Consider the following 15,587-nt stretch of genomic DNA (forward strand, 5'->3'; position numbering starts at 1 on the left):
GGTCATTCTATAAAATTTCAAAGTTATGTCCCAGCCTCTTTTTCTATGAATAATTTATTCAAATGCTATTTTCAGGCGTTTGATGCCTTCTTTCACAAGGTCTCTTGAACAGGCGATATTCATTCGAACATGACCCTGGCCGCCTTCTCCGTATTTTTCGCCAGGCTCTAATGCAAGCTTGGCTTTTTTCAGGAGAGCTTCCTGTACCTCTTCATCGCTTTTACCTGTACCGCGAAAGTCCAGCCATAATAAATACGTGCTGTCAGGCTCCATTAAAGTCAAACCTGGAATTTGGGAAACAGCTTCCCGGACAAGCTTCAGGTTTTCCTCTAAATACACCATTAACGACTGAAGCCATTCTTCTCCTTCTTCATATGCTGCTTCCATAGCAGATATCCCAAATGTATTGAGTGTGAAAAATCCCTGCTTCGTCTGCTCTGCCTGGATTTTCTCCCTTTTTTCCTCGCTTCCCGCTATGATGACAGATGCCTGGAGTCCAGCCAAATTAAACGTTTTGCTTGGTGCAGCCAGCGTTACAATGTGATCTGCCTGGTCTTTTGCAGCTAAAGCGGCAGGAACATGTTCTGCATGACTGTAGAGCAGATCAGAATGGATTTCATCAGAAATGAGTGTTACGTGATGCTTTCTGCATAGTTCGCTGATCCTTTCCAGTTCATGCCGCGACCAAACCCTTCCTGAAGGATTGTGCGGGCTGCAAAGAAGAAACAAAGTAGAATTACTTATCTTCTGCTCAAAATCCGTCCAGTTAATTTCATATCGGCCGTTTTCTTCGAGCAAGAGCGAGACAGCGAGTTCGCGTTCATTTAATTCAATCATTTGAAAAAATGGAGTGTAAACCGGCGTCAGCGTCAGCACCTGATCCCCAGGCTTGCTTAAAGCTCTGATAGCAGTCGATATAGACGGAACCACGCCAGTTGAATACATAATCCAATTAGGCTTCACCATCCATCCATGCTTGCGCTCCATCCATTTTGCGACCGCTTTTCCTGTTGAGTCAGGCACAAAAGTATAACCATATGGAGGCAGCTTCAGGCGTGTTTCGAGTTTGTCCAGTACAGCCTGAGGCGGTTTAAAATCCATATCAGCCACCCACATCGGAAGCAGATCTTCACTGCCAAAAACTGTTTTCAGCATATCCCACTTCACAGAAGAAGTGCCTGAGCGATCTATAGGTTGATCAAATTGTTCCACTGAAATCACATCCTTTTCATTTCTCTCTACTATGGTATGATAGATTCACGCATTTTCAAAATGATTAGGTGGGACATATGATTACTAAAGAGATGAATTACAAAATAATTGCCCTTTTACAGGAGTGGGATCCTTTTAAAATAGGTGAAGAAGAATATGAAAACGAAATAGAGGACGTACTTCAAGCAGTGTACGACCATCATCATCCCTCAGACTTAGCGAAACGCATTCAAGCCATATACCAGTACTCGTACAACCAATGGATTCCACTACAGGACTGCACCAAAATTTCCTACAAGCTATTAGCAGTTAAAATGGAAGCTTATGTTTAGGAAATGGTTTTAAAGTTGTAAATTTAAAAAAGGAGAGCTTGAGATAAAAATGTCTCAAGCTCTTTTACAGGTTCGGACGCAGGGACGGCGCTAAGCCCTCCTCATTTTTTAAACTTTTTTGAGTTTTATCCCAGCCTCTTTGCGTTCTCCTCATTTTCATCCTTTCCAATTTAGTTTGCTTCATTACTTATTGATTCAATAAGGTGAAATTAGCGACTTTAAAAAATCGAGTATGACCCTTTTGCAGGATCATACTCGATTCGGAAAATTCATTATATTTTTATTTCTATATAATCTCAAAGGACTGCAGAAATATAAACAAAATCGCAAGCGGTGCAAGGTATTTTACTGCAAAGTACCAGATTGGCATCCATTTCGAACGAACACCGACTCCTTTTTCCAATTCCTCGTAAACGTCCTTCTTAGAAAGCTGGAATCCTATAAATAAACAAACCAGTAAAGCACCAAGCGGAAGTCCGAAGCTCGCTGTGAAATAATCTGCAAAATCAAAAATCAGATAGCCCATAATTGTTACATCTGTCAGTACACCGAACGACAGGGCACTCGGAATTCCAACTGCAAAAATGATCGCTCCTGCAATCCATGTGTATTTGGTTCTCTCACGGTCCTTTCCTCTAGAAAAAGATGCAACGACAATTTCAAGTATGGAGAAAGCGGACGTCAGCGTGGCAAACAGCAGCAAAATCAAAAAGACAAACATAAAAACGCCGCCAAAAGCCAGCTCATTAAACACTGCAGGAAGAACCACAAAAACAAGACCCGGTCCTTCGCCAGGCTCAAAGCCAAGAGCGAATACGGCTGGGAAAATGACTAGACTTGCCAATATGGAAATCACAATATTTAACGAAGCAACTGATAGTGTCGATCGTCCAAGGTTATCCTGATCGTTTAAATAAGAAGCATATGTGATCATGACAGATACCCCTACACTTAAAGCGAAAAAGGACTGGCCAAGTGCGAGCAGCATCGTTTCAGGTGTAAAGTAGCTCCAGTCAGGGACAAATAAATACGCTACTCCTTCCGCCGCTCCATCAAGTGTTAAAGACCGAATGGCGAGAATGACAAAGATAACAAGAAGAGCCGGCATCATAAACGTGCTTGCTTTTTCTATTCCGTTTTGAATTCCGCCAGATACAACCATAATTGTGATCAGCATGAAGATCGCCTGTGCAATAAGTACTTCAAGAGGGTTAGCAATAATGGAATCAAAAAGTGCTCCATATTCTGCCTGTGTCAGACCACTCAACCCTCCTGTTACACTCCGGACCAAATAAGATAAAATCCAGCCGCCAACTACACTGTAAAATGACAAAATAATGATTGCGATAAACGTGCCTAATATACCGATAATCGGCCAGGGAGTAGAAGGGGCAAGCTTTTGAAACGTACTTATTGCATCTTTTTTTCCTCTTCGTCCAATAGTAAATTCAGCAAGCAGAATAGGGCCTGCAATTAAGACTGTAAAAATAATGAAAAACAGCAGAAAGATACTGCCTCCATTTGAACCTGCCATATAAGGGAATTTCCAAATTGCTCCAAGTCCAATTGCAGAACCAGCTGCTGCCAAAACAAAGCCTAATTTTGATGACCATTGTTGATTGCTCATGTCGTACCTTCTTCCTTTCGTCCAACTATATGATTTGTACATGCTACTATATTTTTGTCGAATTATGAAGGATATTTTTGAAATTTGTCGGAAAATTTCTTGTTTTTCTTCAATCTCTATAATAAATTTGGAAGATTTGGCGATATAATGGCAGGAATTGAGGGGGATTATGCAGAATTAATAAGAAATAAGGCTGCTTATGAATCCTGACTCAACCCGCCGCATCTACGATAGTATGCCCCTGAAAACGTATAAGCATCATTCTGTATACACGTACAGCTAAAATCATAAATGTATTTTTGAGCAGCAGGTAAGTAGAGGAAACATTCTTTAAAGAGACGTGTTTCAGGCTGTAAGTTTAAAATCTGAAACAACAGGCAGCCACTCTGATGGCACTAAAGGTACCGCATCTTAAGAGAACAACGATCTACATAATGCCTCAACAAAAACATTTAGAGAAATAGACGTTAGGAGGGAAACGATGACCACCAAGAACAATAATCAAAAAGAAACAGTGAAAATTGAACAATTCCTCCTGCAGATTGGAACTCCTGAAAACAAAAAAATGAATGGGCTGCGCCATGTATTTAACGGGGAAACACCTGAAGATGAAGCTGCCCTATTCAAAAGCGCGCTGACATACCATAAAGAAAAAGTTGAACCTTATCTGGCTGAGTATGAAGAGGAACAACTCTTTCCTTATCCTGAAGATCAGGAGCTGCACGATAGTATACATAAGCTTCCTTTGCAAGAACGGGCAGTCTGGATACTGACCTATTTTCATGCGCTGCCGAGCACTTCCATATCCATGATTATTAATGAGAGCGAAGATTCTGTTGCAATACGGCAGCAGGCAGCAAGAGAAAAGCTGCACACACTATTAACAAACGGTGAAAATGGACTGAGTGAATCTCAGCTTGATAAATCGATGGACTTTTTATTAGGAGCTTACGAAAAGCTGGAATTGCCAGGGGTAATAGAGGATGAAGAGTTACCTGAATTTGCGGAATTCACAGAGAATGTGGCGGAGGAACCTAAACCCGTCTCCCGATTTAAATGGGCGGGACCGGCATCCGGGACCCTGATCATTCTTTTGATCGGTCTGGCATTTATGCTGCCCGCTTTCGAGCCGGGAAGCGGATCACAAAATGAGTCAGCGGAAGAAGAGCAGGAAGAAAAGCAAGAAGAAGAGCCGGAGCTTACGAGAATTCCTGAAGAAGAAATAAAGGATCTGGAAGAAGCGATCGCTGAAAATCTTAGCTCGCTTGAAAGCAAGACGGGCATGACCAAAAGGGAATTGAGACAGATTAATTATATTTATCAAACCAGTACTGTTGCAGAAGAAGCCCGTACAATTAACCGCCTGGATGAATATGAAGAACATGAACGGGATTTTGTTGTTAATTTTAGTGATCATAAAGAGTATTTAACGTATGAACTGAAAGCACCCCTGGAATTTGTGGATGAGGAAATTGAGAATATTGGAGCACAGGATTATGGACCAGATCCGTTTGCTTTTTCCGATATGCTGGCAAGCACGCTGATATATCGATCTAAAGGATTTGAGAGCATGTATGGTAAAAAAATGACGATGCTTCATCGCAATCATGCGGAACAAAACAACACCGAAGGCGCTCCATCTTCCGCTGATATACCACAGGAAATAAAAAGTCTGCAGGAGAAAATCAGAGATAATGGTTTTGATTATGCCTACCATTCTGAAACGGAGAGCTTTGACGTTTTTTTAGGGGGCCCTGTATTTACTGAAAAGCTTGTACACTTTGACCCCATCTATCAAACTTACTTGAAAGATATGCCAGAGCTTCCATACGTTATAAATCAAAAAATAAGGATGCCTTTGGATAAAGTTCCTGCAGAGCTTTTTAAAATCGAAGAATGGCTTCAGGAAGTCACAGGTGGCGAAGACACAGCTGGAATTCCCTGGGTGTTTGATGAGTTAGCACTGGAACATGAAAGGCTGCTTACCGTTTTTATTTATGGAACAGAAGAACAGTCAAACTTTGAAGATGGCAGATTAAAAGAAGAGGTTCAAACAGTCTGGGAAAATCTCATTCAGCCTGAATACCTGGAAAAGTACGAATCGGCAGCTGCTATTAAAAAAATTTATGATGAACTGGCTGGTGAGGATTTTAAAAAACCGGAAAATTGGAATAGATACAATAATGTGATTGATCTTTCCTATTCTGTACACCCAAATGAACTGTATGTGCAGGAGCCGCTGATTCCTCTTAAGGGCGGAGAGTTGTCATTATTTGAAGACTACCAAAGAAGCCAGGACTCATCTATTTTAAAGGAGTTATCTTCCGAGGAGATCGCGCTCTTTTATTTGCAGGCGATTGATTCCGCTGACCCGGAAACGGTTTATTCGCTGCTTGCAGACACCCCAGAACGCCCATCAAGGGATGAATTTTTTGAAACCGTAACCCCAAAAACACTAGAAGCTGTCAATGTCAGCGATATCTTATATCCGTTTTCTTATTTTGAAAACGATAACCGAAACAGCATTTTCTTTGAAACAATGAATCATCAAACCTGGATGTTTGATCTGGCTGAGGAGAATGATGTCAAAAAAATTGTGTTTAATAAATATGACTTTTACTGAAGTGTGAGGAGAGGGTTTGTTGGATTCAACTAATTCAGATGATCAAAATGACCACACTCTATTTGTGAAATGGGCAGAGACGTTTCTGCCTGAAATAAATCAGTTTTTATTTCAAATGGGTCTGAACAGTACGCATAGAAACACGGTTCTTAAACGGGCATTTAAGGAAATGAGAAACACTTACCAGGAAGGACCGCCTGACAGAGGAAGGGTGCTGCTCTATAAAAAGGCAGCAGTGACCATGCAGCAGGAAATTGAAACTCAAGAACACAATGAATCTGAAGCAATTTTTGTACATCAGGAAGACCGTGAGCTTCATGAGCTGCTGCAAAGGCTCCCTGAGGATCAAAGGGCAGCCGTAGTGCTCACTGCTTTTCACAAGATGTCTTTAGAAGAAATCAGCATGATCGTGCAAATTCCAGAAGCGGAAACAGAAGAGTTGGTGAAAGAAGGAAAGAAAAAGCTTATTCACAAGCTTGAAGAAATGGATGGCACACGCATCAGCGAAGAAAATCTTGAAAAGCTGCTTGGCTTTTTAAAATCCTCCTATATCAAAATTCCTTTATCAGTGGACGCAAATGAGCTAGTGGATGAGCCGGTTGCTTCTTCTCGGGATCTTAATTATGTTTCCTTCTATAAGTCAAAATGGGTTCTGTCACTTTCAGGTCTGCTGATCGCAGGTTTAATCGGTCTTTTTATCGCTCAGTCTTTTTCTGATTCAGGCAGGCAGACAGAGCAGCCATCTGACGAGGATAATTCAGAAATAATGTTATCTACAGCGGATGGTGAAACCATTGATTCACTTGAGGAATTAGGTGCCGAAGTAGAGAGGAGAATACAGCAGCTGGAAGCAGACCTGGGGCTTTCAGAGGGGGAACTATATCAAGTTGACTATATTCAGGAAGCCATGAATCAGATTCAGGCCTTTCAGCAACGAAATCAATTAGCAGAAGAAGGAGAGTTGAATCCTTTTGAAATACAGGATGCCCTCAACCGTCTTGTTACGCCGCTAACGTATGTGCAGCAAGAGGAGTTTTCATCTAGAGATGAGTACACACTGGCAATTCATTCTGATAGGATCACAAAACAGTATCTGGAAATGGCAGAATCGTTAATGGAGCAGTATGATGCAGCACTTGAAGAGTATGAACCTGAACTCGAAGGTCTAGGTGACCAGCCGATAGAGGACTTTTCCTTTTCTCCCGAGGCAGCAGCTCTTTTAGATAAAATTGGTCAAAATGGATATGAAACAGTCGTAACCCCTGAACGAAATCAGTTTGAACTATCCATTGGTGGAGAGGAGTTCAGTGAAGTTGCTGATTTGCAAATAGGTTCCGGAAAAATTAATAACTCCTACATTGAGTATATACAGTTTATGAGGGAGAAGCTTCCTTTTGTACAGGGTGAACAGCTTCACTTGTCAATGGAGGAGGCGCCTAATGTGTTACTGGAGGCAGAAAGACTGTTAAAAGGGATGATGTACACAGAACCGCTAGCAGAAGAATTATTAAGCCAGCATCAATTACTGCTGGAATTTCTAGTCCAAGGCTCTGAATCAAATCCGATTTTTACTGAAGAGGGAATGCTCATGCCGGATGTTGAAGCAGTATGGGAAAAGCTGATTGGAGAGGAAGAGCTTCAGACTTACGCCTCTTCTAGATATGTCCGTCAATTCTACGCAGAGCTTGAAGAAAATAATTTTAGGAAGCCTCAAGAGTGGCAATCTTTTCAAAGTGAGCATGAAACTTCCCCTGTTCTTGGCTATATGGTAAATGCACCCGATTCAGGGCTGTTCCCTCTAAATAGTGAGTTAAATCAACTGTATAATCAATATCAGGCAGAAAAAGAAAGTGCAGTCCTGAGCGGGCTGACGGAAGAAGAAACCATTCAGCTGTACCTTAATGCGATCAGCATTGGTGACCTGGAGACACTTTACTCTCTTTTTGCTGAAACGGAGGACCGTCCTGACCGGGAATCATTTCTGCAGGAAACCGACCGGGAAAATTTATATAGTCAGGACTTAACAAGGGTTGCTGAAATTACAGAAATCGGCAGCCGAGAGGGCATAAAGCAGATGATAATCGTTCTATCTGATGGCGCATCTTCCTCACAGCAGACAGTGATTCCGTTAAAAGAAGAAAACGGCTCCTGGAAGATCGTATATCAGCAGGGGGATGTTCTGATCACCACATGAACCTAAAACTACTTTTGATTTATTGAGAGAGTTGTGGTATAATCAATAATTGCGTGAAAACGATAAAAATTATATATAACAGGAGATGTTCCCATGTCTACAAATTTTGAAGCAGGACAAGAGCTTAAAGGTAAAGTAACAGGCATTCAGCCATATGGTGCGTTCGTTGCACTTGACGAAAATACACAAGGATTAGTTCACATTTCTGAAATCACTCATGGCTTTGTAAGCGATGTTAGCGAGCACCTTTCAGTAGGTCAGGAAGTTAATGTGAAAATTCTTTCAGTTGACGAAAAAGCAGGTAAATTCAGCTTGTCAATCCGTGCAACTGAAGAAGCACCTGAAGTAAAGCCGCAGCCGCGTAAAGAACGCCGCTCAGCGCCTTCTAAATCAGTATCTCATACAGAAGATACAACGGGCTTCAACAGCCTTAAGGATAAGCTTCAGGACTGGATCGAACAGTCTGACATGAAACGATAAAACACTAAAACAAGCCCTGAAAGAAGGTGAAAGCCACCTTCTTTCAGGGCTTGTTTCATTTTAATTCATCCGCATTTAATATGTCAGCTTTGCACCAGCGCAGGCTCCAAATTTTTAATGGCACGGTTTACATACTTTCTGTTTTTAAAAATAAATGCACTCAGGTCCTCACGGGATAGTCCTGCCTCTCCTTCGTCGCAATAATCCTCTCCCATACTGTGAGTTGACCATCTTTCCTCACCAGGATAAAACATAACCGTCCATTGACCGCCTCTTGCGTGATCCTCAAACACAAAGTAAAATTTTTTCCCTGACTCATCATAGGTAAATAGGTCCCGAGCTTGATCAATAAAATGTTCTGCATCTTTTTTTGAACGTACAATTTTCATCTTCATCACCCTCCATTTTCATTTAATCATCTAAACGGCGGATCAGGTAAAAGCAGACAGCGACTAAAAGCAGCACGGGATGATATGTAAAAAAACACTTTAAGTGCTCTTAGACCTCCTCAAGAATCATTCTTAGTAAAAGATCATCCTATATTTTTAAATTGTACCAAAATTCAGGCAAATTCCAATCTTTTTCTTTCAACTTTTGTAATCTTTATGTTAGTAGGCTGGCAATGTCAAAAATCTTTAAAAAATGTAGAAGTATTTTTCATTTGGATCAGGAGACTCTCTGCAGAACATGACGGCAGCTTGAGTTATGACAAATAGAGGTCCTGAAAAGGCTAAAGCAACCGTCCCTGCTAAAGCGTCCGCCTGAAGTGCAATGAACCGGTCAAAGAGCTTGAGACACTTTTTCCCGGACTCATTACGGTTAAGAGAAAGAAAAGGATTATTTTTGCCTGATTAAATTATTCTTTTTTAAGCGGTATTGTAGATTTTGTCTGCTCATTCCCAAAGCATGGGCGGTTTTTGTGACGTTGTAGTCATGATAGTGAAGGGACTTCTGAATATAGTAGGACTCAGCTTCTCTAAGAAATGCATCAAGCGTCTGCATCGGTTTTCCCTCCCTGATCATAAAAGCAGAGGTGTCTAATGACGAATCCGGATTTACAGGATCATCAAACTTGAGTCTGAAATAATGAGGAAGATGCGAAAAGCTGAGCAGACGGTCCTGCCCCATAGCAAAAAGGGAAGCTTCCATTACATGCTCGAGTTCTCTTACATTTCCAGGCCAATCGTAGGCAGAAAACAATTGGATAACTTCTTCGGAAACTCCTGTGATGTTCATTTGGAACCGAAGATTAAAATCATTCACAAAATACCCGGAAAGTTCCTTAAGGTCTTCTTTCCGCTGGCGCAGGCTTGGTACAAAAATCGTTACCTCGCTCATGATATAGTATAAATCCTTATCTAAATGACCGGATTGAATGGCATCAATGGGATCAGCGCTTAAAGTAAGGATCGGATAAAAGAGTGGCTTAGTAATTGAGCGTGTATTTAATTTCCAATTTGTCAGAAGGGACGCCAGCTGCTTTTGCAGAGATCGTTCAAGACTTTCAATATGGTCGATAAATAATGTAGATCGATCTCTGTCGTAAGCTTTAGATTCATACTCTCTAAGAATGTCCTTTAGGCGTTCTGGTGTTACATCTCTGCAGTCGATTGAGTGAAAGGCAGATGGACTGAGGCCCCGCTCAACGTGAATACTTTGAGCAAGCCGCTCTTTTCCGCTTCCTGCTTCTCCTATAAGAAGAATCATACTGTCTGAGCGGCTTGCTTTTTTTCCTTCGAAAATCATTTCATCAATAAGGAGGGAGGAACCTGTCCAATGATCGAATGAGGAAAGATCAGTGCCTGCAGAACCTGACTTGATCCTCATTTGTTCATTGGATGATACGTCTCTTGCAATTTCGATTGCTCCGGCCAGTTCCCCGTTGTTCCAGATAGGATACGTGTTATTGAGCGTTGTAATTTCCCTGCCACGAACATTAAAATACGTTTGTTTAACATTCAAAACCGGATTTCCAGTAGAAAGCACCTGAAGAAGCGTGCTGTTTTCATCGGGATAAAACTTAAAAATATCCAGCAGCCGCTTGTCCAGCACATCGATATCTTCCATGGATTCCATTACGCGCATTTGCTTATTATAAAAAATAGTTCTCCCATCGGTATCCACCATATGAATACCCTGCCGGATATGATCAAGAGCCTGTGAGACAAGCCTGATATCAATAACATTTCCTTTAGGTCCAGGCATTTTGAATAACTTCCTTTCAAATTTAAAAAACAGAATAAACAAAATACTTGAAATATGCAATTATCTTTTGCATTATTATAAAGGTAAGGGTTTTATTAGTGCAAATAATTTTTGCACTTTTCAATCAAAAATACTTTTATGAGTGATATAGGAGGTTTATTATGATTCCGTACAAGCACGAGCCATTTACAGATTTTACTGTTGAGGAGAACAAAAAAGCTTTGCAGGATGGTTTGAAAACGGTTGAGGCGTACCTTGGCCAGGACTACCCGCTAATTATCGGCGGAGAGCGCATTGAAACTGAAGACAAAATTGTTTCGTATAATCCGGGCAATAAGAATGAAGTAGTCGGACGCGTATCCAAAGCTGATCAGCAGCTTGCCGAAAAAGCGATGCAGGTTGCAGATGAAACATTTAAAACCTGGCGCAAAGTTAAGCCTGAAATCCGCGCTGATATTTTATTCCGTGCAGCTGCGATTGTACGCAGACGCAAACATGAATTCTCGGCTCTGCTTGTAAAGGAAGCAGGTAAACCTTGGAATGAAGCGGATGCAGACACCGCGGAAGCGATCGATTTTATGGAATACTACGGCCGGGAAATGCTTGCATTAAAAGAGGGCAAAAAAGTGGAAAGCCGCCCGGGTGAATACAACCGTTATGACTACATTCCGCTTGGAGTAGGCGTTGTCATTTCCCCATGGAATTTTGCATTTGCCATTATGGCGGGAACGGCAGTCGCAGCGCTTGTGACCGGTAATACAGTTCTTCTTAAGCCGGCATCCACTACGCCTGTCGTTGCAGCGAAATTTGTTGAGGTTATGGAAGAAGCAGGTCTTCCTAAGGGAGTATTAAATTACATCCCTGGCAGCGGAAAAGAAGTAGGGGATTATCTGGTAGACCATCCCCGTACCCGTTTTATCTCATTTACAGGCTCACGTGAAGTAGGTACAAGAATGTACGAGCGGGCAGCAAAAGTAAATGAAGGCCAAACATGGCTGAAGCGCGTCATTGTGGAAATGGGCGGAAAAGATACGATTGTGGTAGATAAAGAAGCGGATCTTGAGCTTGCCGCGCAATCGATCGTGAAATCAGCATTTGGTTTCAGCGGACAAAAATGCTCTGCATGTTCAAGAGCAGTCGTACTCGAAGAAGTTTATGACCAGGTGCTTGACCGCGTCATAGAGCTGACAAAAGAGCTCTCACTTGGCGAGACTGTTGCGCCTGAAATTTTCATGGGTCCTGTTATTGACCAGGCTGCCTATGATAAGATCATGAGCTACATTGAAATCGGTAAAGAAGAAGGCCGTTTAGTGGCAGGCGGAGAAGGTGATTCTTCTCAAGGGTTCTTTATTAAGCCAACTGTATTTGCTGATTTAGATCCTAAATCCCGTCTCATGCAGGAAGAAATTTTCGGACCTGTTGTCGGATTGACAAAAGCAAAGAATTTCGACGAAGCTATTGAAATTGCCAATAACACGGAGTATGGACTGACAGGTGCAGTTATTACAAATAATCGCATGAATCAGGAAAAAGCACGGGAAGACTTCCATGTAGGAAATCTTTACTTTAACCGCGGCTGTACAGGTGCCATTGTCGGCTATCAGCCATTTGGCGGTTTTGATATGTCAGGCACGGATTCCAAAGCAGGCGGACCGGATTACCTGACTCTCCATATGCAAGCCAAAACAACATCTGAAATGCTGTAAGTAAAATGCCGATCAAAAAGAGATTGAATAGAGCAGTGAATACTTATTTCCTGTTCAAAGGCAAGGGGATTTCCTAAAGCCTTTTCTGTTCGAGAAGATCTTTTGATCGGCTATTTTTATCTATTGCCGCTTTGAAGAGGTATACTGACAGGAAACAAAAAATTCAGGAGGGATACATATGTCAACATCTACATCGATAATTGAACAAACAGAAAAGTTTGGAGCTAATAATTACCATCCGCTTCCAATCGTCATTTCGCATGCAGAAGGGGTATGGGTAAAAGATCCGGAAGGAAATAAGTATATGGATATGCTAAGTGCCTACTCAGCTGTAAACCAGGGCCACCGCCATCCAAAAATCATTCAGGCGCTTAAAGACCAGGCGGACCGAGTTACGCTGACTTCACGTGCCTTTCACAATGATCAGCTTGCTCCGTGGTATGAATTGATTTGTGAACTTTCAGGGAAAGAAATGGCTCTGCCAATGAATACGGGTGCTGAAGCAGTTGAAACGGCGATCAAGACAGCGCGGCGCTGGGCATATGAAATAAAAGGTGTAGAAGAAAACCAGGCTGAAATTATTGCCTGTAATGGGAACTTTCACGGAAGAACTATGACAGCCGTTTCTCTGTCATCTGAAAAAGAATACCAGCGTGGCTTTGGACCGATGCTGCCAGGGATTAATTTAATTCCTTACGGAGATCTTGACGCTCTTAAAGAAGCGATTACTTCAAACACAGCTGCATTTTTAGTTGAGCCAATCCAAGGGGAAGCAGGAATAGTCTTTCCACCAAAAGGATTCCTCAAAGCTGCACGCGAGCTGTGCAAGGAACATAATGTGTTATTTATCACAGACGAAATTCAAGCAGGTCTTTGCCGCTCAGGAAAAATGTTTGCCTGTGAATGGGAAGATGTTGACCCGGATATGTATATTCTCGGGAAAGCGCTTGGCGGAGGAGTATTTCCAATTTCCTGTGTTGTCGCAGACAAAGAAGTATTAGGCGTATTTAATCCGGGGTCCCATGGTTCTACCTTTGGCGGGAATCCAATGGCATGTGCAGTGTCCATTGCATCTCTTCAAGTATTGAAGGATGAAAAACTTGCAGATCGGTCATTGGAACTGGGTGAATATTTTATGGATGCTTTAAAGAAAATTGACAATCCCATCATTAAAGAAGTAAGAGGCAGCGGCCTTTTCATCGGGGTTGAGCTGACGGAAGCTGCCCGCAGCTTTTGTGAGGATCTTAAAAAAGAAGGACTTCTTTGCAAAGAAACGCATGAAACAGTTATCCGTTTCGCTCCGCCGCTTGTTATTTCAAAAGAAGAGCTTGACTGGGCAATTGAACGCATTGTAAAAGTACTGTCATAAGAATAACTGGTGTCCGGTCCCTATTTTTTTGGGGACCGGACAAAATCAAAATCAGTATATTAAGCGCTTACAATTCAACGGGTAATTAGTAAAAGACTTTTCGACAAACTCATAATTCGTTAGGAAAGCTATCGTTAAAATGTGGCATATGTGTTACAATTATGCCGATTCATACTATTGAAATAAAAGAGGGCGAACATCAATCATGGCAGAAAATTTAAATCTTTTTACATCCACTCAAGAGGTTATACGCGAAGCATTAACTAAAATGGGATACGATGAGCCTGTATACGAATTAATGAAAGAGCCGATGCGCTTGCTGACAGTCCGCATGCCTGTTCGAATGGACGATGGATCCACCCGTGTATTCACTGGTTATCGTGCGCAGCATAATGATTCTGTTGGACCAACAAAGGGCGGCGTACGCTTTCATCCCGATGTTGATGAGGAAGAAGTAAAAGCCTTATCAATGTGGATGACATTAAAGTGCGGAATTGTGGACTTGCCTTATGGTGGAGGAAAAGGTGGAATTATATGTGATCCTCGCACCATGTCAATGAGAGAACTGGAAAATCTGAGCCGGGCTTATGTACGAGCAATCAGTCAAATTGTTGGACCAACAAAGGATATCCCCGCTCCCGACGTCTATACCAACTCTCAGATAATGGCCTGGATGATGGATGAGTACAGCCGGATAGACGAATTTAATTCACCTGGTTTTATTACAGGAAAACCTATTGTGCTTGGCGGCTCACAGGGCCGTGAAAAAGCAACAGCGCAGGGCGTAACCATCTGCATTGACCAGGCAGCAAAAAAACGCGGACTTTCTATTAAAGGTGCGCGTGTAGTTGTTCAGGGATTTGGGAATGCAGGAAGCTTCCTGGCTAAATTCATGCACGATGCAGGTGCAAAAGTCATTGCCATTTCCGATGCACACGGAGCAATTCACGATCCTGAAGGACTGGATATCGATTATCTGCTGGACCGTCGTGACAGCTTTGGCACCGTTACAACCTTATTTGAAAATACACTGACAAATAGTGAACTGCTTGAAATTGAATGCGATATTCTAGTGCCTGCTGCTGTTTCAAATCAGATCACAGCAGAAAATGTAGACCGCATTAAAGCATCCATTATTGTTGAAGCTGCCAATGGACCTACTACACTGGAAGCCACCAAACGATTAAACGAGCGCGGCGTTCTGCTCGTTCCGGATGTGCTCGCGAGTTCAGGCGGAGTTACGGTTTCTTACTTTGAATGGGTGCAAAACAACCAGGGCTATTATTGGACTGAAGAAGAAGTAAACGAAAAACTTGAGAAAAAGCTTATTGACGCCTTTAATCAGGTGTATGATCTTTCTCAAAGCAGAAGAGTCAATATGCGCCTGGCTGCCTACATGGTAGGGGTGCGGAAATCAGCTGAAGCCTCACGATTCCGGGGCTGGGTATAAACATTATACGAAAAGAGGCTGGGACATAACTAGCAAAAATTCACAACTCAAAAGGCACCGCACATCAAAAATGATGTGCGGTGCCTTTTTCTTCTGTTATTTTGTTTTGCTGCTAGGTCATTTTGCGCTTATGGCGGCGAATTTTCTTAAATTCACCGCCATAAGCGCAAACCCCAACTCGTTTTTCACCCGATCTTTTCCACGGACAGATAATCGGGTGAAACCTAAATTAGCCTTCAGAAATCCAAAAACTGGTTCTACTTCAATCTTCCGTCTTCCGTAGATTTTCCCTGTTTTTTCTTCTGAAAGCAATGTTCTGATTTGTTCTTTTTGTTGTTCCCATTTTGGGTTCATAAAGATTTTTCGATTGTTTCCTTCTTTTGCTTTGG

The 15,587-nt window shown here is 42.0% G+C and carries 12 protein-coding genes; 7 read left to right on the forward strand and 5 right to left on the reverse strand.

Going from position 1 to position 15,587, the window contains the following annotated elements:
- Positions 1 to 54 precede the first annotated feature (54 nt).
- The gene (locus ACQCT8_RS17390; RefSeq protein ID WP_426873234.1) at positions 55 to 1,212 is read right to left on the reverse strand and encodes a MalY/PatB family protein; all 1,158 of its coding nucleotides are present in this window, start codon (positions 1,210 to 1,212) and stop codon (positions 55 to 57) included.
- Positions 1,213 to 1,289: 77 nt separating this feature from the next.
- On the opposite strand from ACQCT8_RS17390, the gene ACQCT8_RS17395 reads away from it, so the two are divergent.
- A complete protein-coding gene (locus tag ACQCT8_RS17395) occupies positions 1,290 to 1,544 on the forward strand; it encodes a DUF1871 family protein (RefSeq protein ID WP_426873236.1) in 255 nt (84 codons plus the stop codon).
- A 286-nt stretch (positions 1,545 to 1,830) separates the two neighbouring features.
- Here ACQCT8_RS17395 and ACQCT8_RS17400 read toward each other — a convergent pair whose 3' ends face one another.
- A complete protein-coding gene (locus ACQCT8_RS17400) occupies positions 1,831 to 3,171 on the reverse strand; it encodes a sodium-dependent transporter (RefSeq protein ID WP_426873237.1) in 1,341 nt (446 codons plus the stop codon).
- A 481-nt stretch (positions 3,172 to 3,652) separates the two neighbouring features.
- Here ACQCT8_RS17400 and ACQCT8_RS17405 point away from each other — a divergent pair, with 481 nt between their 5' ends.
- The 3 genes from ACQCT8_RS17405 (at position 3,653) to yugI (ending at position 8,468) form a co-directional block, all read left to right on the forward strand.
- Complete coding sequence (locus ACQCT8_RS17405) at positions 3,653 to 5,794, forward strand: hypothetical protein (RefSeq protein ID WP_426873238.1); 2,142 nt, start codon at positions 3,653 to 3,655, stop codon at positions 5,792 to 5,794.
- Between the two features lie 19 nt (positions 5,795 to 5,813).
- Complete coding sequence (locus ACQCT8_RS17410; protein ID WP_426873239.1) at positions 5,814 to 7,988, forward strand: RNA polymerase sigma factor; 2,175 nt, start codon at positions 5,814 to 5,816, stop codon at positions 7,986 to 7,988.
- Between the two features lie 93 nt (positions 7,989 to 8,081).
- A complete protein-coding gene (gene yugI, locus ACQCT8_RS17415) occupies positions 8,082 to 8,468 on the forward strand; it encodes a S1 domain-containing post-transcriptional regulator GSP13 (RefSeq protein ID WP_041060628.1) in 387 nt (128 codons plus the stop codon).
- An 83-nt stretch (positions 8,469 to 8,551) separates the two neighbouring features.
- Here the strand turns inward: yugI and ACQCT8_RS17420 are convergent, their stop codons facing one another.
- Together ACQCT8_RS17420 and ACQCT8_RS17425 are read right to left on the reverse strand one after the other, a co-directional pair.
- Positions 8,552 to 8,857: a hypothetical protein gene (locus tag ACQCT8_RS17420; protein WP_426873240.1), complete on the reverse strand. Its 306-nt coding sequence runs from the start codon at positions 8,855 to 8,857 to the stop codon at positions 8,552 to 8,554.
- 448 nt (positions 8,858 to 9,305) lie between these two features.
- Positions 9,306 to 10,673: a sigma 54-interacting transcriptional regulator gene (locus tag ACQCT8_RS17425; RefSeq protein WP_426873242.1), complete on the reverse strand. Its 1,368-nt coding sequence runs from the start codon at positions 10,671 to 10,673 to the stop codon at positions 9,306 to 9,308.
- 158 nt (positions 10,674 to 10,831) lie between these two features.
- Here ACQCT8_RS17425 and pruA point away from each other — a divergent pair, with 158 nt between their 5' ends.
- The 3 genes from pruA (at position 10,832) to ACQCT8_RS17440 (ending at position 15,198) form a co-directional block, all read left to right on the forward strand.
- Positions 10,832 to 12,379 (forward strand): L-glutamate gamma-semialdehyde dehydrogenase, encoded by a 1,548-nt coding sequence (pruA, locus tag ACQCT8_RS17430; RefSeq protein ID WP_426873257.1) that lies wholly within the window; start codon positions 10,832 to 10,834, stop codon positions 12,377 to 12,379.
- A 178-nt stretch (positions 12,380 to 12,557) separates the two neighbouring features.
- Positions 12,558 to 13,748 (forward strand): ornithine--oxo-acid transaminase, encoded by a 1,191-nt coding sequence (locus ACQCT8_RS17435; RefSeq protein ID WP_426873244.1) that lies wholly within the window; start codon positions 12,558 to 12,560, stop codon positions 13,746 to 13,748.
- Between the two features lie 205 nt (positions 13,749 to 13,953).
- Entirely contained in the window at positions 13,954 to 15,198 is a 1,245-nt protein-coding gene (locus ACQCT8_RS17440) for a Glu/Leu/Phe/Val family dehydrogenase (protein WP_426873246.1), read from the forward strand.
- Positions 15,199 to 15,315: 117 nt separating this feature from the next.
- Here the strand turns inward: ACQCT8_RS17440 and ACQCT8_RS17445 are convergent.
- Positions 15,316 to 15,587, reverse strand: a 272-nt coding sequence (locus ACQCT8_RS17445; RefSeq protein ID WP_426873248.1) for a transposase, incomplete at its 5' end; no start/stop codon positions are given.

This window comes from Jeotgalibacillus proteolyticus, assembly GCF_050107735.1.
Taxonomy (GTDB): domain Bacteria; phylum Bacillota; class Bacilli; order Bacillales; family Jeotgalibacillaceae; genus Jeotgalibacillus; species Jeotgalibacillus proteolyticus_A.

Excerpts from the sequence above, each read along its gene's own strand:
- ACQCT8_RS17395 (WP_426873236.1), top strand. The coding sequence starts at position 1,290 with ATGATTACTAAAGAGATGAATTACAAAATAATTGCCCTTTTACAGGAG.
- ACQCT8_RS17440 (WP_426873246.1), top strand. The coding sequence starts at position 13,954 with ATGGCAGAAAATTTAAATCTTTTTACATCCACTCAAGAGGTTATACGC.
- yugI (WP_041060628.1), top strand. The coding sequence starts at position 8,082 with ATGTCTACAAATTTTGAAGCAGGACAAGAGCTTAAAGGTAAAGTAACA.
- ACQCT8_RS17405 (WP_426873238.1), top strand. The coding sequence starts at position 3,653 with ATGACCACCAAGAACAATAATCAAAAAGAAACAGTGAAAATTGAACAA.
- ACQCT8_RS17425 (WP_426873242.1), bottom strand. The coding sequence starts at position 10,673 with ATGCCTGGACCTAAAGGAAATGTTATTGATATCAGGCTTGTCTCACAG.
- ACQCT8_RS17435 (WP_426873244.1), top strand. The coding sequence starts at position 12,558 with ATGTCAACATCTACATCGATAATTGAACAAACAGAAAAGTTTGGAGCT.
- ACQCT8_RS17400 (WP_426873237.1), bottom strand. The coding sequence starts at position 3,171 with ATGAGCAATCAACAATGGTCATCAAAATTAGGCTTTGTTTTGGCAGCA.
- ACQCT8_RS17420 (WP_426873240.1), bottom strand. The coding sequence starts at position 8,857 with ATGAAAATTGTACGTTCAAAAAAAGATGCAGAACATTTTATTGATCAA.